A 20,159-nucleotide genomic window follows, 5' to 3' on the forward strand; every position below is an offset into this window, starting at 1 on the left:
AGATCGTCTCGACCTTCAGCCGCAAGCCGGTGTTCGGCTATCTCGGCATGGCCTACGCCATGGTCGCGATCGGCGTCGTTGGCTTCGTGGTCTGGGCGCACCACATGTTCACGACCGGCATGTCGGTCAATGTGAAGATGTATTTCACCGCCGCCACCATGGTCATCGCCGTGCCCACGGGCGTCAAGATCTTCTCCTGGATCGCGACCATCTGGGGCGGCTCGATCAGCTACAAGACGCCGATGGTCTGGGCGCTGGGCTTCATCTTCCTGTTCACCGTGGGCGGCGTGACCGGCGTGGTGCTGGCCAATGGCGGCGTGGACGATGTGCTGCACGACACCTATTATGTCGTCGCCCACTTCCACTATGTGCTCTCGCTGGGCGCGGTGTTCGGCCTGTTCGCCGGCTTCTACTACTGGTTCCCGAAAATGTCGGGCCGCATGTATAACGAGTTCCTCGGCCAGCTGCACTTCTGGGTCTTCTTCATCGGCGTGAACCTGCTGTTCTTCCCGATGCACTTCCTGGGCCTCAGCGGTATGCCGCGTCGCTACCCCGACTATCCGGAAGCGTTCGCCTATTGGAACAAGATCGCCAGCCACGGCTATGAGATCATGGCTGCGGGGATGCTGATCTTCTTCGTCAACCTGATCTGGTCGCTCGCCGCTGGCCGCAAGGCGGAGGGCAATCCCTGGGGCGAAGGCGCGACCACGCTGGAATGGACTCTGTCCAGCCCGCCGCCCTTCCACCAGTTCGAGACGCTGCCGGTGATCGACGACGCCGCGCACCATTGAGGCTGTGACTTTCGCCGGGGGCGGACGCGATCCGTACCCCGGCCCAGCATGAAAGCCCGCTTGTTGCGCGGGCCGGAACGATTATGACGACCGCGATCCTTTCCCCTGTCTCCCTGCCTGCCGACTGGCGGGATTTCGTGGCTTTGACCAAGCCGCGGGTGATGACTCTGGTCGTGTTCACGGGCCTCTGCGGCCTGCTCGCCGCGCCGGGGCATATCCACCCGGTCCTCGCCTTCACCGCCATCCTGTGCATCGCGCTCGGCGCGGGCGCGGCCGCCGCGCTCAACCAATGGTGGGAGGCCGATCTCGACGCCAAGATGAAGCGCACCGCGTCGCGCCCGCTGCCGGCCGGCCGGATGGACCGGCAGGCGGCGCTGCATTTCGGCGTCGGCCTCTCTTTCTTCTCGGTCATCCTGATGGGCATGGCGACCAACTGGCTCGCCGCCGGGGTGCTGGCCGTTTCGATCCTCTTCTACGTCTTCGTCTATACGATCTGGCTCAAGCCCCGCACGGCGCAGAATATCGTGATCGGCGGCGCGGCCGGGGCGTTTCCGCCGGTGATCGGCTGGGCGGCGGTGACCGGCGACGTCAGCGCGCTGCCGGTTGCCCTGTTCATGCTGATCTTCTTCTGGACGCCGCCCCATTTCTGGGCGCTCGCTTTGTTCGTAAAGACCGATTACGCCGCCGCCGGCATCCCGATGCTGCCAGTCGTGTCGGGCGAAGTGGCGACCCGTCGGCATATCTGGGCCTATACCGCGATCATGGCGGTGGCCGCGCTCGCGCCGGTGCTGCTGCGGCTCACCGGCCTCATTTATGGCGTGACGGCGCTGGTCGGCACGCTCATCTTCGCCGCGCTCGCCTTCCAGGTCTATCGCCGGCGCGAAAGCGATCCCGCGCGCATGGCGCCGGAGAAGCGGCTGTTCAAATTTACGATCCTCTACCTGTTTCTGCTGTTCGGAGCGGTGGTCGTCGACCGCTGGCTGCTGGCATGACGCCCGAGGAGCAGGAACAGATCCGCGCCCGGCAGAAGAGCCGCGCCATCATGACCGGGCTGCTGCTCGGCTTCCTCGCCATCCTCTTCTTCGCCATCACGCTCGCGAAGATCGGCGCGAGCCATAATATCTGATGGCGACCTTGCCGCCTTCGCCCTTCGACCGGGATCGGCGCAACCGCCGAACGCTCGTCGCCATGGCGGGGGTGGGCCTTGCCATGCTGGGCCTCGGCTTCGCGTCCGTCCCGCTCTACCGCATCTTCTGCGAGCAGACCGGGTTCGGCGGCACCACCCAGCGCGCTGACGCGGCGACGAGCGTGCCGGTGGCGACCGGGCACAGCATGTCGATCCGGTTCGATTCCAACATCGCCCCGGGGATGCCCTGGCGCTTCCAGCCCGAGCGTCGGACCGCGACGGTGACGGTGGGCGCCAAATCGATGGCGATCTTCGTCGCGAAAAATCTCTCCGACAAGCCGGTCACGGGCACTGCCGCCTTCAACGTCACGCCGACGCAGGCCGGCGCCTATTTCACCAAGATCCAGTGCTTCTGCTTCACCGAGCAGACGCTCATGCCGGGGCAGGAGGTGCGGATGCCCGTCCTCTATTATGTCGATCCCAAGATATTGGCCGACCCGGACAACAAGGATACGCAGCAGATTACGCTTAGCTATACCTTCTACCCTGTTGAGCAGGGCCGGAAGGCGAGCTAAGGACGACACGATAACAGCCACGGGGAAGAGCAGGACATGGCCGGCGCCAAGAATCACGATTACCATATTCTCCCGCCCAGCATCTGGCCGCTGTTCGGCTCCATGTCGGCGCTGGTGATGGCGTTCGGCGCGATCATGTGGATGCACCCCGATGCGATGGGACCGGGCGGCGGCTGGGTGTTCCTGATCGGCGTCGCGGGCGTGCTCTTCACCTTCTACAGCTGGTGGGGCAATGTCATTGCCGAAGCCCATGCGGGCGATCATACCCCGGTGGTGCAGCTTCACCTGCGCTACGGCATGATCCTGTTCATCGCGTCGGAAGTGATGTTCTTCGTCGGCTGGTTCTGGGCCTTTTTCGACTTCTCCCTGTTCCCCAGCGAACTCGCGCCGATCGAGGGCCTGTTCCCGTCCAAGGGCGTGGAGGTGATGAACGCCTTCGAGCTGCCCCTGCTCAACACGCTGATCCTGCTCTGCTCGGGCACTACGGTCACCTGGGCGCACCATGCGCTGATCCATGGCGACCGCGACGGCCTCATCAAGGGGCTGTGGTGCACCATCATCCTGGGCGCGATCTTCTCGTGCATCCAGGCTTATGAATATGCCCATGCGCCCTTCGACTTCGGCGGCAATCCCTACAGCTCGTCCTTCTACATGGCGACCGGCTTCCACGGCTTCCACGTTCTGGTCGGCACCATCTTCCTGATCGTCAATCTGGTGCGCGCCTATAAGGCGCATTTCACCCCGCGCCAGCATTTCGGCTTCGAGGCGGCGGCCTGGTACTGGCATTTCGTCGACGTGGTGTGGCTGTTCCTGTTCGTCGCCGTCTATGTCTGGGGCGGCTGGAACGCGCCGGTCCACGGCGGCTGATCGGCGGCGGCGGGCGATGACGCAGGCCGTCTGGCACCTCGCCCAGATCAATATCGGCCGGCTGGTCGCCCCCAGGGGCGATCCGCGGGTCCAGCCCTTCTTCGACGCGCTCGACCGCATCAACGCGCTGGCCGAAGCCTCGCCGGGTTTCGTCTGGCGGCTGAAGGACGAGGGCGGCAACGCCACCGACATGGCGCTGGGCGGCGATCCGCTGCTGATCCCCAACATGTCGGTATGGACCGATGCCGACGCTTTGTTCGACTTCGTCTATCGCAGCGCCCATACGCCGGTGATGGCGCGGCGGCGCGACTATTTCGAACGGTTCGAGGGCGCCTATCAGGCGCTCTGGTGGATCGAGGCAGGCACGGTGCCCACGGTCAATGACGGGCTGTCGCGGCTCTGGCTGCTCGATCGGCTCGGCCCGTCGCCCCAGGCCTTCACCTTCAAGGCGCGCTTCCCTGCCCCCGATGAGGCTGGACCGCCGATCGATCACCAGCCCGATCCCTGGTGCATGGGTCGTGCCTGATACAGGCGGCGGCACGCGGCGCATTCCCGTCATTCCGACGATCATCGTCGCGGCCGCCATCCTCACAATGATCGCGCTCGGCGTCTGGCAGCTCCAGCGGCGGGGCGAAAAGGCGCAGGCGCTTAGGTTGGCCGCGACCAATCCCGCGCAGCCTCCCGTCGCCTTTCCCTCCTTGCCGCCGGTCGCGCCCGACCTGCTGTTCCGCCGCTCCTCGGTCCACTGCCTGCGCGTCGTGGGGTGGCAGGTGGAGGCAGGGCGCGCTGCCGACGGCTCGACCGGCTATCGCCATATCGCGCAATGCGCCACCGGAGCGGAGGGGCCGGGCGTGCTGGTCGCGCTGGGCGTCGGCCAAAAGCCCGACCAGAAGCCGAGCTGGACCGGCGGGCAGGTAGAGGGCTGGATCAGCGAGGAGCCCGATCATCGCGCACTCCTGACCCGCATCGCCGGTAACGCCGCCCCGCTGCGGCCGATGCTGATCGCGAAAGCCGCGCCGGCCGGTCTCAAGCCCGTCGCGCCGCCGACTGCCGCCGACATTCCCAACAACCATTTGGCCTATGCGGTGCAATGGTTCTTCTTCGCCGGGGTCGCCGCCATCATCTATGGCCTGGCGTTGCGGCGGCGGAATATCGCGGTTTCGGGGTCGCAAAAGCCTTAATTGCTTGCCCCTTTGCCGGGCCGGCGCTACCGCGCTTCCCCATCATGCAGTATCAGAGCAGCAGAGGGAGCGCGCCGGCGCTCGGGTTCGAGGATGTGACGCTGGCGGGCCTGGCGTCCGACGGCGGGCTTTACCTGCCGACCGAATGGCCCGCCTTTTCGCCCGAGCAAATCCGCGACCTTGCCGGCCTCTCCTATGTCGAGACGGCGGTGCGGGTGATGACCCCCTTCGTCGCCGGATCGCTGAGCGAAGACGAACTGCGCGATCTCTGCGCCGCCGCCTATGCGCGGTTCAGCCATAATGCGGTGACGCCGCTGGTGCAGCTCGACCATCAGCACTGGCTGCTGGAGCTGTTCCACGGCCCGACGCTGGCGTTCAAGGATGTGGCGCTGCAACTGCTCGGCCACCTGTTCGAGCGCTTCCTGTCGCGCCGCGACGATCATATCACCATCGTCGGCGCGACATCGGGCGACACCGGATCGGCGGCGATCGATGCCGTGGCGGGCCGGGCGAAGATCGACATCTTCATGCTCCATCCCGAAGGCCGCGTGTCGGACGTGCAACGTCGGCAGATGACGACGGTGCTCGCCCCCAACGTCTATAATATCGCGATCGACGGCAGCTTCGACGATGCGCAGGCGCTGGTGAAGGCGATGTTCAACGACGTCGATTTCTCCGGCCGCTTCAACCTGTCGGCGGTGAACAGCATCAACTGGGCGCGGCTGATGGCGCAGGTGGTCTATTATTTCTACGCCGCCGTGCGCCTGGGCGCGCCGGAGCGGCCGGTCGCCTTTTCGGTCCCCACCGGCAATTTCGGCGACGTGTTCGCGGGCTATGTCGCAGCGAAGATGGGGCTGCCGGTGGCGAAGCTGATCGTCGCCACCAACGTCAACGACATCCTCCACCGCGCTTTGTCCGATGGCGACTACAGCCAGGGTCAGGTGGTGCCGACCGCGACGCCCAGCATGGACATCCAGGTCAGCTCCAACTTCGAGCGGCTGCTGTTCGACGCCGGCGGGCGCGACGGGCTGGCGCTCGCGGCGCAGATGCGCGGGTTCGAGGCGACGAAGGCGATGCGGCTCACCAATGCGCAAAGGGAGGGCGCGGCCCACCTGTTCCGCTCCGCCCGGATCGATGCGGACGGCATGACGACCGCGATGCGCTGGGCGCATGATGGCGCAGGGCAGATCATCGATCCGCACAGCGCCATCGGGCTGGCGGCGGCGCGCGCGGCGGCGATCGATGTCGACGTGCCCGTCGTCACGCTGGCGACGGCGCATCCCGCCAAGTTCCGAGACGCGGTCGAGCGCGCGACCGGCGTCCGCCCGCCGCTGCCCGGCCGGGTCGGCGACCTGTTCGCGCGCGAGGAAAGCTATGCAAAGCTCCCCGGCACGTTCGACGCGGTGACCGCCTATGTCGCGGAGCGGGCGACGCCGCGCGGCTAATCTCAGCATCCGTTCGGTTCGAGCTTGTCGAGAACCGGATGCCCATGGTTCTCGCCCTTCGACAGGCTCAGGATTTCGAACCGAACGGGACTGGTATGGACCTCAAGACCCTCATCGGCGAACCCTGGCCCGATTATGGCCTGCTCGATTCGGGCGACGGCCGCAAGCTGGAGCGCTATGGCCGCTTCCGCTTCATCCGGCCCGAGCCGCAGGCGATGTGGAAGCCCGCGACGACCGACTGGCGCGCCGACGCCGAGTTCATCCCCGGATCGGACGAGGATGGCGGCGGGCGCTGGTATTATGAAAAGCCGGTGCCGGCCGAAGGCTGGCCGCTGCGCTGGCGCGAGGTGACATTTCAGTCGAGCTGCACCCCCTTCCGCCATCTCGGCTTCTTCCCCGACATGGCGCCCGTATGGGACGATCTGCGCGCCGCCATCGCCGACAAGCCCGATGCCGAGGTCATGAACCTCTTCGGCTATACCGGCGTGGGCACGCTGGCACTGTCGGCGGCGCGCGCGCGGATGGTGCATGTCGATGCGTCCAAGAAGTCGGTGGCGCAGGCGCGCGCCAACGCCGCGCTGTCTGGTATGGAGGATCGCCCCGTCCGCTGGATCGTCGAGGATGCGGCAAAGTTCGTCGCGCGCGAAGTGCGCCGCAATCGCCGCTATGACGGCATCCTGCTCGACCCGCCCAAATATGGCCGCGGCCCCGATGGCGAGGTGTGGCGGCTGGAGGAGGATCTGCCCGGCCTCATCGCCAATTGCCGCGCGCTGCTCGACGCCGACAGCCGCTTCCTGTTCCTGACCGTCTATGCCGTCCGCATGTCGGCGCTGGCGATCGGTGAATTGTTGCGCCAAGCCTTCGCCGACCTGCCCGGCACCGTGGAAGCCGGCGAGCTGGCGGTGCGCGAAGAAGCGCGGGGGATCGCGCTTCCCACCGCTATCTGGGCACGGTGGAGGCGCTGATACCACGCCAGTGACTATCTTTAGCCCCTCTCCTTCAGGGAGGGGAGGAGTCCTGCTCAACACAGCTTGGCATGAGCCGTCACGCCATCGTCACGTAGATTTCCGCTTCGATCACCCAAATGCCGCCCACCTCTCGCCACTTGGCGCTGTAGCTGCCGGACGCCTGAGCGATGCCGCCGAGGACGCCCTGCCAGACGCCCAATTCCATCGCGATCGGTTCGACCGGCGAGACGCTGACCGTCTGCGGCGTGCGCGCATAGATCATCCGCGCCTTCGCCGCGAATTCGCGCTTCCATGCCTGAAGCTGCGCCTTGCGTCCGGCGATCACGGCGCTGTCAGTGCCCGTCACCATGACCACATCGGCGCTCAGCAGCGGACCGATCGCGGCAAGGTCGCCCTCCGCCAGCGCCCGGTTGAAGCTCGCCCGAGCGAAACGGATGGCGAGGTCGGCGGCGGCGATCATGCCTTAGTCATTCCATCAGCCGTTCGTTTCGAGCGAAGTCGAAAAACGGGCAGGATAGGCCAACCGCTTCTCGACAAGCTCGAAGCGAACGGAGGTAGGCAATCAGCCACACCGCGCGGACGTAATCACCATCGCCTCGTCATAGCTGACCGTCAGCCGATCGGGCCGATAGTCCATCGTCATCGCCATGCCGGGGCCGCCCCAACGCAGCGTCCGCGCGCCCGAAGCCTTGAGCAAAGCCGCGCCGGTTTCCGCGCTTGCCTTCTGCCCGACGAAGGCGTCCAGGCCATTGTTGCGGCACGGCCCTTCGGCGGTCGCAGGCGGCGTCGCCGGCCCCTTCGCGCCGGCGCAAGCGGTCAGGCCCAGCAGGCACACCAGCATCATCGTCCGCATCGCCGCTCTCCTCATTCCGTCCGCGTCATCTTGAGCCGGCCATTCTTGACCGCGAACGCCATGCGTCCCTCGACCAGATCGACCGCGTCGCGCCCGAACTGCTCGTAGCGCCAGCCTTCGAGGATCGAGAGCCCGTCGCGCACGCCCGCCGCCAGCGCGTCGATATCGTCGGTCCGCGCGATCAGCCGCGCGGCGACATTGATGTCGCGCGAGCGGATTTTCAAAAGCAGCTTGAGCAGGTCCGCCACCAGCGCGCCGTCCTTGCCCAGTCCCGGCCGGCGCGGCTCGCGGTCGGGCATCTCGTCGCGGCCGAGCGGCTGCGCGCTGCGGATCGCCGCCATCAGCCGCGCGCCGATATCGTTGGTCTTCCAGGTGGCGGAGAGGCCCCGCACCTTGCCGAGGTCTTCCTGCGTGCGCGGCGGGTGGCTGGCGATATCGGCGAGCGTCTCGTCCTTGACGATGCGGCCGCGCGGCAGATTCTTGTCGCGCGCCTCGATCTCGCGCCAGGCGGCCAGTGCTTTCAACCGGCCCAGCACATCGGGCTTCTTGCTGGCGATCCGCACGCGCTGCCAGGCTTCCTCCGGGTCATTCTCATAATTGGAAGGATCGCTGATCCGCTCCATCTCCTGATCGAGCCAGTCGCCGCGCCCGGTCTTGCGCAATTCGTCCAGCATCCGGGGGAAAATCTGGATGAGGTAGGTGACGTCGCCGATTGCATAGTCGATCTGGCGCTTGTCCAACGGACGGCGCGCCCAGTCGGTGAAGCGCGCGCCCTTGTCGAGCTGCACCCCCATCCACGCATCGACCAGATTGCCATAGCCGATCTGTTCGCCCAGCCCCAACGCCATCGCCGCGATCTGGGTGTCGAACATCGGGTGCGGCGTCTTGCCGGTCAGATTGTGGACGATCTCGATATCCTGCCCGCCGGCATGAAAGACCTTCAGCACATCCTCATTGTTCACCATGAGGTCGAGCAGGGGCGTCATGTCCAGCCCCGGCGCCTTGGGGTCGATCGCCGCGGCCTCGTTCGGATCGGCGACCTGCACCAGGCAGAGTTCGGGCCAATAGCTATTCTCGCGCATGAACTCGGTATCGACGGCGATGTAGGGGGATTTCGCAATGCGGGCGCAGAAATCGAAAAGCGTCTTGCTGTCGGTAATCAGCGGATGGATTTGCATATGGTCTTCGATCTTATTATGGGCTGGCCCGCTCCCCGGCGGGCTGGTCGAACTTCGACATCTCCGGCCATAGCGGGGCTGCAACACTTTGTCATTTCCGTAAAACGAAGCCGAAAGACCAAAACGCCATGCACGCCTATCGCACCCATACCTGCGGCGCCCTGACCACGGGAGAGGTCGGGAATGACGTGCGGGTGTCGGGCTGGGTCCATCGCAAGCGCGACCATGGCGGCGTGCTGTTCGTCGACCTGCGCGACCATTATGGCATCACCCAGATCGTGGCGAAGGCGGACAGCGAGCCGCTGAAAATGCTCGAAACGCTGCGCCTTGAGTCGGTGGTGACGATCGAGGGCAAGGTCGTCGCCCGCGCGGCCGAAGCGATCAACCCGAAGATGGCGACCGGTGAGATCGAAATCGTGGCCGATCGCGTGACGGTGCTGTCGACGGCGGCGGAGCTGCCGCTGCCGGTCGCAGGCGAGCAGGACTATCCCGAGGATATCCGCCTGCGCTACCGTTTCCTCGACCTGCGGCGCGAGACGCTCCACGCCAACATCGTCAAGCGCACCCAGATCATCCGCGACATGCGCCGCCGGATGGAGGATGCGGGCTTCACCGAATATTCGACGCCGATCCTGACGGCCTCGTCGCCGGAAGGCGCGCGCGACTTTCTGGTGCCGAGCCGTATCCATGCCGGCAAATTCTACGCCCTGCCCCAGGCGCCGCAGCAATATAAGCAATTGCTGATGGTCGCGGGCTTCGATCGCTATTTCCAGATTGCCCCCTGCTTCCGCGATGAAGACCCGCGCGCCGACCGGCTGCCCGGCGAATTCTACCAGCTCGACCTCGAAATGAGCTTCGTCACGCAGGAAGATGTGTGGAACACGATGGAGCCGGTGATCGCCCAAGTGTTCGAGGCGTTCGCCGACGGCAAGCCGGTCACCCCGGCCGGCAGCTTCCCGCGTATCCCCCACGCCGAAGCGATGCTCAAATATGGCAGCGACAAGCCCGACCTGCGCAACCCCATCCTCATTCAGGACGTGACCGAGCATTTCCATGGCTCGGGCTTCGGCATCTTCGCCAGCCTCGTGGAGAGCGGCAGCGTCATCCGCGCCATCCCTGCGCCCGGCGCTGGCGCTGGCAGCCGGAAGTTCTTCGACGACATGAATGTCTGGGCGCGGGGCGAGGGCTATTCGGGCCTTGGCTATATCAATATCAAGGACGGCGTGCCCGGCGGCCCCATCGCCAAGAATCATGGCGAGGAAGCGACCGCGAAGCTGATCGCGGCGCTCGGCCTCGGCCCCAATGACGGCGTGTTCTTCGCGGCGGGCAAGGAAAGCCAGGCGGCCAAGCTCGCCGGCCTCGCCCGCATCCGCATCGGCGAGCAGCTCGACCTCATCGACAAGGACCGGTTCGACCTGTGCTGGATCGTCGATTTCCCCTTCTACGAATATGACGAGGACGAGAAGAAGATCGACTTCGCGCACAACCCCTTCTCGATGCCGCAGGGCGGGCTGGAGGCGCTGAGCAGCCAAGACCCGCTGACGCTCAAGGCCTATCAATATGACATGGTCTGCAACGGCTATGAGATTGCGTCGGGATCGATCCGCAACCAGTCGCCCGAAGCCATGGTCAAGGCGTTCGAGCTGGTCGGCCTGTCGCAGCAGGATGTCGAGGATCGGTTCGGCGGCCTCTACCGCGCGTTCCAGTACGGCGCGCCGCCGCATGGCGGCATGGCCGCTGGCGTCGATCGCATCGTGATGCTGCTGTGCGGCGCGCAGAATCTGCGCGAGATCACGCTGTTCCCGATGAACCAGCGCGCCGAAGACCTGCTGATGGGCGCACCCAGCCCGGCGGAACTCAAGCAGCTGCGCGAACTCCACATCCGCGTCGTGGAGCCGCAGGCGAAGGCGTGACGCCTTCACTTTCCAGTTCCGTTCGGTTCGAGTAGCCTTCGAGCGAAGCCGAGTAGGCGTATCGAGAACTGGTTCTCGACAAGCTCGAACCGAACGGGACTGAGGCATTGACCATCGACCTTGCCGATTACGAAACCGGCGCGAAATATAAGGGCGATTATGACGCCGATCTCGCCGCGCTCCAGGAGCGGCTGGCGAAGATACAGGTCGCGCACATCCTCCACGACCGGCGCAGCGTCATCCTGCTGGAGGGCTGGGACGCGGCGGGGAAGGGCGGGATCATCAAGCGGATGAGCGCCGACTGGGATCCCCGCTATTATCAGGTCCATCCCATCGCCGCGCCGAGCGAGGTCGAACGCGACCATCATTTTCTCTGGCGCTTCTGGACCCGCCTGCCGGCCCGGCGCAACATCGCGATCTTCGACCGCAGCTGGTATGGCCGGGTGCTGGTCGAGCGGGTCGAGGGCTTCTGCTCGAAGAAGGAGTGGAAGCGCGCCTATGACGAGATCAATGCGTTCGAGAAGCAGCAGGCGCAGGCAGGCACCAACCTCGTCAAGCTGTTCGTCCACATCACGCAGGAGACTCAGGACGAGCAGCTCGCCCAGCGGCTCGATACGCCGTGGAAGCGGTGGAAGACCGGACCGGACGATTATCGCAACCGCGCGCGGCGCGCCGACTATCTGGATGCGATGCACGCCATGTTCGCCAAGACCGACAGCAAATATGCGCCCTGGCATGCCATCGACAACAACAACCGCAAGGCCGGCCGCATCGCGGCGCTAACCTATGTTGCGGAGCGGCTGGAGCGGCTCGTGCCGATGACCTTCCCCGATCCGGACCCGGCGGTCGTCGCTCTGGCGCGCGAAGCGTTCGGCTATCAGCCGGCCGGCGCGTGAAGGCCGCAGAAAAACAGGCATTGTCACGTAACTGTCACGAAATCCTAACCCCTCATTTACCATTGACCGGTAGGTCGGGTTTATGGCTTCCACCGCCCGCCTCATCGCGCCCGACCCGCTGCCAGCGCCGACCCTGCGGGCGGAGCAGTGCCCCGTCGTCCGGCTGGGCCAGCCGCTGAGCGACGCGGTCGATCAGTTCCAATATGATTCCGGGCTGCGGCTGCTCCCCGTGCTTGATGGGCGCGACCGGCCGGTCGGCGCGATCTACGAGCGGGACATGCGCCGCATCCTCTTCAACCCGTTCGGCCATGCGCTGCTGCGCAATCCCAGTTTCGGCGGGCGGCTCGACGATCATGTCCGGCCCTGCGCCACGGCCGAGCAGAGCGAGAGCATCGAGGCGCTGGTCGATCTCTACGCCGCGCAAGGAACGGGATGCGAAGGGCTGATCGCCACCCGAGCCGGTGTCTATGTCGGCGTTCTGGGCGGGCCGCTGCTGCTGCGCCTCACCGCCGAACGCGACGCGCGGGTGGCGCTGGCGCGGGCGGCGCGGGCGGAGCGGGTCAGCCGCGAAAGCGCCGCCTTCCGGGAAGATATTGCCGCGATGATCGCCGACATGGCGAAAATGGCCGACAGCCTCGCGGGACTGGCGGCGCAGGCGGCGGAGCGCGCGGCCGGCGACGGGGCGGACTCGGCCGCGATGGCGGTCGCCGCTGCGCAGACCGCCGAACGGCTCCATCAGCTCGCCGCCGGCGGGGCGGAACTGGGACAGCTTTTCCGAGCGATGGAGGCCGAAGCGCAGGCGGCGGGCGCCGCGATCCGCGAGGCGGCGGCGCACAGCCGCTCGGGCGCGGCGCGCAGCGCGGCGCTCAGGGCCGACGCCGACAGCATCGGCGAGGTCGTGGCGCTGATCGACAGCATCGCGCGGGCGACCGCCATGCTTGCGCTCAACGCCAGCATAGAGGCGGCACGCGCCGGCGAAGCGGGGCAGGGCTTTGCGGTCGTCGCGCGCGAGGTCAAGTCGCTCGCGCAGCAGACGCGCGACGCCGCCGCCAGCATCGCCGGGCGGATCGATCATATCCGCATCGGCATCGGCGACGTGGCGGCCGGGCAGGCCCATATCGACGCCACCATGGCGCGCGCGGACAGCCTGTCCGCCGCGATTTTCGACGCGGTCGCGCGTCAGAGCGCGTTCAGCCGCACCATTGCCGATAGCGTCGCGGAAGCCAGCGCATCGAGCGACCATATCCGCGCCGGCGCCCGGCAGATCAGCGACAATGCCCAGGCGAGCGTGGTCGCGGTGGGCGGCCTGCGCGACGTGGCCGACCGGCTCGCGGGCGAGGCGCACCGGCTGGAACAACGGGCGGGCGGCTTCATCGCCGCGATCCGGGCGGCCTGAACCCGCTGCAAAACTAGGACTGGCGCGGCGCTTCAAAGCCGCTAGGCTGCCTCTTCAAACAGAAGGAGAGGCACGCCATGCTCGTGATGTTCGTCGGCACCGACCGGACCCAGACCGCGATCAACCCCGCCCAGGTCACCTTCGTCACCCAGGTCAGCGACGGCACGCGCATCCGTTTCGGCGAAGGGCGCAGCGTCACCGTGACCGAGCCGATCGACGCGGTGCTGGACAGCCTCAACCGCGCGCTGCGACCGCACGAATAGGCTATTTCCCCAGTTCCTCGCCCAGTGCCGCCTCCGCCCGCTCGGCATAGCCGCGGCAGGGCGCGGCATAGGCGAAGGGATTGGGCGTGCGCCGCGCCGCCAGCCGCTTGAGCCGCTCTTCGTCACCCTCCTGCGGGTGGGAGGCGATGAGGATGTCGCAGGGCTGCGCCTTCATCCTGGCGATGCTCGCGCGGAAGGCGTCGACGAAGCGGCTGTGCGCGGGATCGGCGAAGCGCCAGCCGTCCGCCGCGATCGGATTGAGGCTGGCGGCGAACAGCATCGTCTTGCAGGATTTCCTCTCGCAACTCCTCCAGCGCCAGCTCATGCTGCCCAGCGTATGGCCGGGGGTCGCGATCGCCGTGACGGCGACATCGCCCAGCCGGATCGCTTCGCCGTCGCGCGCGGTGCGCAGCCGGGCGACGCCGGGGAAACGCTCCAGCCAGGCCGCCTGCGGATCGTCGGGATCGCCGCCACCCTGCTTCAATATCGCCGCGCCAGCCGCGCTGGCGATCACCATCGCTCCGCTGTCCCGCGCCAGCGCGGCGATGCCGCCGGCATGGTCGAAATGCGGCTCGGTGCTGAGGATCAGCTTCACGTCGCGAATCGAAAAGCCCAGGCGGCGGATGTTCGCCTCGACGTCCGCCACCGCCTGCGGCACCGCGCCGTCGATCAGGATGAGGCCCGCGCTGGTGCGGATCAGCGCCACGTTGAGCCCGCCGAAGCCGACTAGATAGCTGTTGCCATATAGCCTTATCGGCGCTTGCGGCGTGAGCCAGCGCTTTGCGGATTGGGGCGCGATCGGCCGCGTGAGCGGATCGTCCGCTTGGCTCGCACCCGTCGACATTATCCCAGCCAGGCTAATAGCCAGCGCCGCCACCATCCGCATCCGCCCATCTCCTTCATCGCTCGACGGCAAAATTGCCGGCATCATGGCCCGTCCGCAAAGCATCATTTCTCGACATAGCCATTAGCTTGGCTTATGACGGTTGCCCATGGACCGCGCCCGCTTGCCGCTCAACGCCCTGCGCGCTTTCGAGGCGGCGGCGCGGCATCTCAACTTCACCCGCGCCGCGATCGAGCTGTGCGTCAGCCAGGGCGCGGTCAGCCAGCAGGTCGCGCAACTGGAGGCGCGGCTCGGCGCGCCGCTGTTCCGCCGCTTGCCGCGCGGCCTGATGCTGACCGACGAAGGCCGCGCGCTGCTGCCGGTGATGGGCGAGGCGCTGGACCGGATCGGCGCGACGCTGGGCCGGATCGAGGGCGGCCGCCCGCGCGAGATCGTGACGCTGGGCGTGGTCGGCACCTTCGCGACCGGCTGGCTGCTCGACCGGCTCGGCGATTTCGAGCGCGCCTGCCCGCATATTGACCTCCGCATCATGACCAACAACAACCGCGTCGATCTGGCGGGGGAGGGGCTGGACCTCGCCATCCGCTTCGGCGACGGGGCGTGGCACGGCACCCATGCCGATCCGGTGCTGCGCGCGCCGCTGACGCCGCTCTGCGCCCCGGCGGTGGCGCTGCGGCTCACGGAGCCGGCGATGCTGGCGGGGGAGATGCTGCTGCGCTCCTACCGCGCCGACGAATGGCCGCGCTGGTTCGCGGCGGCCGGCGCGCCCTGCCCGCCGCTGCGCGGGCCGATGTTCGACAATTCGGTGGGCATGGCGCTGGCGGCGCAGCGGGGACTTGGCGTCGCGCTCGCCCCGCCGGCGCTGTTCGCGCGCGATCTGGAGGCAGGGCGGCTGGTCCAGCCCTTCGCCATGGCGGTCGATCTCGGCGGCTACTGGCTCACGCGCCTCATGTCGCGCGCGGACAGCCCGGCGATGGCGGACTTCCGACGCTGGCTGATCGACGCCGCGACAGCCACTGATCGTCCTCACGCCCGCCAGTAGCGCGAAGGTCGAATCAGCTGTTCACTTCGCTGTTCCACTTAAGGCGAAAATGCCTGCGATTTACGATGGATAGGCGATCGCTAGCACCTCATATTCCTTTTCGCCCGCCGGCAGCGTCACCCGGCGCAGATCGCCCACCGCCGCCCTGCGCAAGGCGCGCGCCAACGGCGACCCCCAACCGATGCGCCCGGCGTCCACATCGGTCTCGTCATTGCCCACGATCGTGACAGTGCGCTGCCTGTCATCCTCGTCGGCGATGGTGACGGTCGCGCCGAAATAGACCCGCGCCTTGTCGGGCTGCTGGCGCGGATCGACGACCTTGGCGTCCTTCATCTTCTTCGACAGCCGCTTCAGCTGCCCGTCAATCTCCCGCATCCGCTTGCGGCCGTAGAGATAGTCGCCATTCTCGCTGCGGTCGCCATTGCCCGCCGCCCAGCTCACCACCTCGACGACGCGCGGCCGCTCGACGCCCAGCAGATGGTCATAGTCTGCCCGCAACTTCGCGAAGCCTTCGGGCGTGATGTAATTGGGCTGATTATTCACTGGATTTAATTATCCTGCGTTAATATTGTCATCAACAACGGGCAACAGTCCGGTCGGTCGCGTCGCAACTATAACAGAAACAAGACGGCAACATCGAATTTGGGGGATTCCAATGCGTTTTAACCTTGTCCCGGCCGCGCTTGCGGCCGCTTTCATCCTGTGCGTCCCCTCCGCTTGGGCGCAGAGCGGGTTGGAGGGTACGCCGATTGATCCGTGCGCGACAGTGGGCAACATTCCCACCCTTCCCAACTTGCCTTCGCAGCAATTTGCACGAAGTGGCGCTCGGCAGGGCGGCTCCTGGCGCGAGGGGCTGATGCAGCGTCAGGTGGCGCAGACCGGCTGCGACACGATCGCCTATGGCAATCCCAACAGCGTCCAGATGCAGGCATTCCAAACCGCGCTCGGGCTGGAAGAGTTCGAGCCCGAGGTGCCGATGGCCGACGTCGACGCGATCGGCCTCAACGGCACCTACTGGAAGGCGGGCGGGCAGGACGGCCAGCGTATCGACGGCTGGTATCGGCATGGATCGCGGATCGCCGAAGGCAGCCGGACCCGCTTCGTCATCGACCTGCCGGTCAGCGTCGTGCGCGCCAATGCGGAAGGCAGCGGGTTTTCCCGCCTGCCCGTCCGCACCGCTTTGCTCGCCACCCTGTCGGCCGGCGTCGAGTTCCATGCGACGCCCGACTGGACGCTGACCCCGCGCGCGTCTTACGGCATGGTCGTTGCCGACAAGGCGTTCGGTGGTGATCGCGAACTGGTGACTGCCTCGCTCAGCAGCCTCTACCGGATCAGCAATGTCGGTCGCGGCGTCGTGACGATCGGCAACATGGTCGGATACAGCACGACCACCGGCGACATATTGCTCAACGCGCGCGATGCGGGCCAGACGCGCAACTGGATGTTCCGCAACGGCGTGGCCTATCAATTGCCGCTTCAGGGGCGGGTCTTCGGTCGGGCCGGCACGTTGCGCGGCAGCTATAGCTATTCGATCCTGACCAAGGATGTGGTGCCCTATGACGAGGTGCACCAGGCGGCGATCAGCCTGGGCGTGCGTGGACGGGAGGGCGGGCAGACCTCGGCCTTCGAGCTGCTGCGCATCGGCCTCATGTACACCCATGCCGATCATCAGTTCCTGCCCAATGCCGGTTTCGACGCCGTCACCCTGACCCTGGGCTATCGCTTCTGACGCGCAGCCGGCGCCGGGTCACCCCGGCGTCGACTTGCCCAGATAGCGGCTGAGGACGGCGGTCGCGCCCCGGAACCGCGCCCGCTCGGGGTTCATCGCCTCATAGACGACGGCATTCTCCAGCACGCGCTGCACATAGTTGCGCGTCTCGAAAATCGGGATCTGCTCGATCCAGCGCAGCATGTCCGCGCCGGCGACCCGCGGATCGCCATTGGCCCTGATCCACTTGTTCACATTGCCCGGACCAGCATTATAGGCCGCCACCGCCAGCGGATAGCTGCCGCCATAATAATCGAGCATCCGCTGGAAATAGCCTGAGCCCAGCAGGATGTTGTAGCTGGGATCGTTGAGCGCGCCGGGATTATAGCTCATCCCCAGCTTCCCCGCCTGCTCGCGCGCGGTGCCGGGCATCAGCTGCATCAGCCCGCGCGCGCCGGCATGGGACACGATCTGCCGGTCGAACTGGCTTTCCTGCCGGGCGATGGCATGGACCATGGTCCAGTTATATTGCGCTTCCGACGGCACCGGCACGCGCGGGAAGGCGCTCTGCCCATAGCCGGTCAAGCCGCTGGAGACGGCGCGGCGGCCGACCATCACGCCCATGTCGGGCCGGCCGATCTTCTGCGCCAGTTCGGCGGCGAGGAAATGATCGGCGTCGCTGTCGGCATTGTTGGCGATGGCGCGGGCGAACTTGCTCTGATCCTCCCAATAGCCCATCTGCCCCAGCGCCCGGACGGCGCGCACCACGGAACGGTTTTCGAACGCGGCCCGCTCGGCGGCGGAGATCGGCACCGGCCGCTCGACCGTGGCGGGGGCGGGGATGGGGCGGCCCAATCGCTCCAGCGCGAGCTGGCCGTAAAACTGGTCGGGATAGACGCCGGCCTGGGCGAAATAGCTGCTGGCGCTCGCCGCGTCGCCCGCCTGGAGCGCGGCGCGACCGGCCCAATAATAGCCCTTGGACTTGGTCTGGGGCGACTTGGCCGCATTGGCATAGGCGCGGAACATCGTCACTGCGTCGGTCGGGCGGTTGAGGTTGTAATAGGCGGTGCTGCCGGCCAGCCAGGCGAGGCTGGTATAATCGTCGCGCACGCCGATCGGCTGGGCGCTGAGGTCGACGCCCGGCGGCACCGCGTCGTCGATCCTGCTGGCGATCCCGTAGGCGAAGCTCCACTGGCTGTCATTGGCGGCGGCGCGCGCCTGCCCCAGCAGCACTTCGTAGAATTTCTCGGGATTGCTCGGCCGGTAGGTGGCGACGGGGCGGTTCGCCAGATATTGGCGCGCCGCGATCCAGTTGCCGCTGTCGCGCAGCCACAGCGCCTTGTCGGCGACATAGCCCGCGTCGCTCATGCCGGTCGCCTCGGCGCCCTGCATCAGCATCGCCGCGTCCGGGCTCTTGCGGCGGAAGGCGATGCGCGCCTGGAAGGCCGGGCGGCGCGCGGGGCTGACATAGGCGATCATGCGGGCCGCGCCGCTGGTGTCGTTGACCCAGAGCAGCGCGTCGGCGCGCTGGTCGTGATCCGCGCTGGTGAAGGTGGAGCCAAATAGCGAGAGCAGCCGCGCCTCGTCCGTCGGCGTCAGCGACCCGCCGATCCAGGCGTTGCGCGCGGCGACCCGCGCTTCGTCCATGCGCCCAAGCTGCATCAGCGCGACGGCGTTGCGGGCATGGCCCGTGGCGGTGCGCGCCGGGAAACGGGCGAAGAAGGCAGCCACCTGACCCGGATCGAAACTGTCGGGATTGATCCCGCTCTCGGCGAGCTTGCGCATCCGGTCCTCGCCCGGCCAGCCGGGGTTGGCGATCAGGAAATTCGCATACGTGGAAAAGCTGAGGCCATCGCTTTGCTGGAGCGCGCGCCACTGGCTGATCGTGCCGGCGATGCCGCTGTCCTGCGCGACGCCGATGCGGCTCTGCACCTGCTGCCAGGGGCTGGGTCCGCTACTGGCGCCGGGCAGCGGCTGCACCACCGGGCCGGTCGGATATTCGGGCGGGATCGGCTGGACGACTTCGGTCTGCGCGCCCGCGCCGGCGGTGATGAGCAACAGGGCGACGATCGGCATTCGGACAAGGTAACTTTCAACATGGGATGAGGCGCGCATGCTGGACATTATCCCCATTGCATCCTTATCAGGCCCTGAATGGCGCGCTATAGCGCCCCGCTTGGTCGATCATGCCCCGGCCGCCCGGAGAATAGAAGGAGTAAAATCATGTTTTCCGGCTCGATTCCGGCTCTGGTGACCCCGTTTCGCGACGGACGGGTGGACGAGGCGGCGTTCCGCGCCTTCGTCGACTGGCAGATCGCCGAAGGATCGAGCGGCCTTGTCCCCTGCGGCACCACCGGCGAGAGCGCGACCATGACGGTCGAGGAGCATAACCGCGTCATCGCCATCTGCGTGGATCAGGCAACGGGCCGCGTGCCGGTGATCGCCGGCTGCGGCTCCAACGATACGCGGATCGCGCTCGAACATATGTATGCAGCGCAGGCGGCAGGGGCGGACGCGGCGCTGGTGGTCGCCCCTTATTACAACAAGCCCAATCAGGACGGCGTCTACCAGCATTTCGCCTATCTCGCCGAACGCTGCGACCTGCCCATTGTGCTCTACAACGTGCCGGGCCGCACCATCACCGACATCGGCGTGCCGGTCATGTACCGGCTGGCGGAGGAATATCAGTCGATCGTGGGCGTCAAGGACGCCACCGGGAATCTCGGGCGGGTCACCGCGCAGCGTCTGGCCTGCGGCCCGGACTTCTGCCAGCTGTCCGGCAATGACGAAACGGCGCTGGGGTTCAATGCGATGGGCGGCCGGGGATGCATCAGCGTCACCGCCAATGTCGCGCCTCGTCTGTGCGCCGATTTTCAAGCGGCCTGCGCGGCGCACGATTGGGATGGCGCATTGGCGCTTCAGGATCGTCTCTACCCGCTGCACGATGCCCTGTTCAGCGATTCTTCACCCGGCCCGGTTAAATATGCGCTCACGCGGGTCCGCCCCGACATGCCCGGCGACGTCCGCCTGCCGATCACCTGGCCGTCGGAATCAAGCCGGGCGGCGGTGGACCGGGCGCTGGAGATTGCGGGACTGGTGTGAATCCCTACATC

At 66.8% G+C, this 20,159-nt stretch carries 22 protein-coding genes; 16 read left to right on the plus strand and 6 right to left on the minus strand.

Annotated features, from left to right (window positions below; genetic code table 11):
* The 9 genes from V2B31_RS15705 to V2B31_RS15745 all read left to right on the plus strand — a co-directional run.
* Positions 1-791: cbb3-type cytochrome c oxidase subunit I (locus V2B31_RS15705; protein ID WP_328280225.1), on the plus strand; the 791-nt coding region annotated here is incomplete at its 5' end.
* Between the two features lie 83 nt (positions 792-874).
* Positions 875-1,783: a heme o synthase gene (locus V2B31_RS15710; RefSeq protein WP_328280227.1), complete on the plus strand. Its 909-nt coding sequence runs from the start codon at positions 875-877 to the stop codon at positions 1,781-1,783.
* The gene (locus V2B31_RS15715; RefSeq protein ID WP_328280229.1) at positions 1,780-1,917 is read left to right on the plus strand and encodes a hypothetical protein; all 138 of its coding nucleotides are present in this window, start codon (positions 1,780-1,782) and stop codon (positions 1,915-1,917) included. Before V2B31_RS15710 ends, V2B31_RS15715 begins: the two co-directional genes overlap by 4 nt.
* Entirely contained in the window at positions 1,917-2,492 is a 576-nt protein-coding gene (locus V2B31_RS15720) for a cytochrome c oxidase assembly protein (RefSeq protein WP_328280231.1), read from the plus strand. Before V2B31_RS15715 ends, V2B31_RS15720 begins: the two co-directional genes overlap by 1 nt.
* 36 nt (positions 2,493-2,528) lie before the next feature.
* A complete protein-coding gene (locus V2B31_RS15725) occupies positions 2,529-3,359 on the plus strand; it encodes a cytochrome c oxidase subunit 3 (protein WP_328280233.1) in 831 nt (276 codons plus the stop codon).
* 16 nt (positions 3,360-3,375) lie between these two features.
* Positions 3,376-3,885, plus strand: a complete 510-nt coding sequence (locus V2B31_RS15730; RefSeq protein WP_328280235.1) for a DUF3291 domain-containing protein — start codon at positions 3,376-3,378, stop codon at positions 3,883-3,885.
* Positions 3,878-4,540, plus strand: coding sequence for an SURF1 family protein (locus V2B31_RS15735; protein WP_328280237.1), 663 nt, complete (start codon positions 3,878-3,880; stop codon positions 4,538-4,540). The genes V2B31_RS15730 and V2B31_RS15735 overlap by 8 nt, the downstream gene beginning before the upstream one ends.
* Positions 4,541-4,584: 44 nt before the next feature.
* Complete coding sequence (gene thrC, locus V2B31_RS15740; protein WP_328280239.1) at positions 4,585-5,985, plus strand: threonine synthase; 1,401 nt, start codon at positions 4,585-4,587, stop codon at positions 5,983-5,985.
* Between the two features lie 95 nt (positions 5,986-6,080).
* Positions 6,081-6,950, plus strand: a complete 870-nt coding sequence (locus V2B31_RS15745; protein ID WP_328280241.1) for a class I SAM-dependent methyltransferase — start codon at positions 6,081-6,083, stop codon at positions 6,948-6,950.
* A 79-nt stretch (positions 6,951-7,029) separates the two neighbouring features.
* On the opposite strand, the gene V2B31_RS15750 is transcribed toward V2B31_RS15745, so the two are convergent.
* From V2B31_RS15750 to rnd, 3 genes are all read right to left on the minus strand, one after another.
* The gene (locus V2B31_RS15750; protein ID WP_328280243.1) at positions 7,030-7,413 is read right to left on the minus strand and encodes a nuclear transport factor 2 family protein; all 384 of its coding nucleotides are present in this window, start codon (positions 7,411-7,413) and stop codon (positions 7,030-7,032) included.
* 102 nt (positions 7,414-7,515) lie between these two features.
* On the minus strand, positions 7,516-7,806 hold the full coding sequence (locus V2B31_RS15755) for an I78 family peptidase inhibitor (RefSeq protein WP_328280245.1): 291 nt from the start codon (positions 7,804-7,806) through the stop codon (positions 7,516-7,518).
* An 11-nt stretch (positions 7,807-7,817) separates the two neighbouring features.
* Entirely contained in the window at positions 7,818-8,984 is a 1,167-nt protein-coding gene (gene rnd, locus V2B31_RS15760) for a ribonuclease D (protein WP_328280247.1), read from the minus strand.
* A 128-nt stretch (positions 8,985-9,112) separates the two neighbouring features.
* On the opposite strand from rnd, the gene aspS reads away from it, so the two are divergent.
* The 4 genes from aspS (at position 9,113) to V2B31_RS15780 (ending at position 13,452) form a co-directional block, all read left to right on the plus strand.
* Positions 9,113-10,897 carry an aspartate--tRNA ligase gene (aspS, locus tag V2B31_RS15765; RefSeq protein WP_328280249.1) on the plus strand — a complete coding sequence of 595 codons (1,785 nt, stop codon included), beginning with the start codon at positions 9,113-9,115 and terminating at the stop codon, positions 10,895-10,897.
* Positions 10,898-11,004: 107 nt separating this feature from the next.
* On the plus strand, positions 11,005-11,793 hold the full coding sequence (locus V2B31_RS15770) for a polyphosphate kinase 2 family protein (RefSeq protein WP_328280251.1): 789 nt from the start codon (positions 11,005-11,007) through the stop codon (positions 11,791-11,793).
* Positions 11,794-11,875: 82 nt separating this feature from the next.
* The gene (locus V2B31_RS15775) at positions 11,876-13,189 is read left to right on the plus strand and encodes a methyl-accepting chemotaxis protein (protein ID WP_328280253.1); all 1,314 of its coding nucleotides are present in this window, start codon (positions 11,876-11,878) and stop codon (positions 13,187-13,189) included.
* Between the two features lie 77 nt (positions 13,190-13,266).
* Positions 13,267-13,452, plus strand: a complete 186-nt coding sequence (locus tag V2B31_RS15780; RefSeq protein WP_066696002.1) for a hypothetical protein — start codon at positions 13,267-13,269, stop codon at positions 13,450-13,452.
* A 1-nt stretch (position 13,453) separates the two neighbouring features.
* Here the strand turns inward: V2B31_RS15780 and bla are convergent, their stop codons facing one another.
* Positions 13,454-14,338, minus strand: coding sequence for a subclass B3 metallo-beta-lactamase (gene bla / locus V2B31_RS15785; RefSeq protein WP_328280259.1), 885 nt, complete (start codon positions 14,336-14,338; stop codon positions 13,454-13,456).
* Positions 14,339-14,444: 106 nt separating this feature from the next.
* Between bla and V2B31_RS15790 the strand changes: the two genes are divergently transcribed.
* Positions 14,445-15,338 carry a LysR family transcriptional regulator gene (locus V2B31_RS15790; protein WP_328280261.1) on the plus strand — a complete coding sequence of 298 codons (894 nt, stop codon included), beginning with the start codon at positions 14,445-14,447 and terminating at the stop codon, positions 15,336-15,338.
* A 60-nt stretch (positions 15,339-15,398) separates the two neighbouring features.
* Here the strand turns inward: V2B31_RS15790 and greB are convergent, their stop codons facing one another.
* Positions 15,399-15,881, minus strand: a complete 483-nt coding sequence (gene greB / locus V2B31_RS15795; protein ID WP_328280263.1) for a transcription elongation factor GreB — start codon at positions 15,879-15,881, stop codon at positions 15,399-15,401.
* A 313-nt stretch (positions 15,882-16,194) separates the two neighbouring features.
* Between greB and V2B31_RS15800 the strand changes: the two genes are divergently transcribed.
* On the plus strand, positions 16,195-17,067 hold the full coding sequence (locus tag V2B31_RS15800) for a hypothetical protein (RefSeq protein ID WP_328280265.1): 873 nt from the start codon (positions 16,195-16,197) through the stop codon (positions 17,065-17,067).
* 18 nt (positions 17,068-17,085) lie between these two features.
* Here V2B31_RS15800 and V2B31_RS15805 read toward each other — a convergent pair whose 3' ends face one another.
* Entirely contained in the window at positions 17,086-19,170 is a 2,085-nt protein-coding gene (locus V2B31_RS15805; protein WP_328280267.1) for a lytic transglycosylase domain-containing protein, read from the minus strand.
* Between the two features lie 99 nt (positions 19,171-19,269).
* On the opposite strand from V2B31_RS15805, the gene dapA reads away from it, so the two are divergent.
* Entirely contained in the window at positions 19,270-20,148 is an 879-nt protein-coding gene (gene dapA / locus V2B31_RS15810; protein ID WP_328280268.1) for a 4-hydroxy-tetrahydrodipicolinate synthase, read from the plus strand.
* Positions 20,149-20,159: the final 11 nt, after the last annotated feature.

Origin of the sequence: Sphingobium sp., from assembly GCF_036170395.1 — a bacterium.
In the GTDB taxonomy this organism is placed as follows: domain Bacteria; phylum Pseudomonadota; class Alphaproteobacteria; order Sphingomonadales; family Sphingomonadaceae; genus Sphingobium.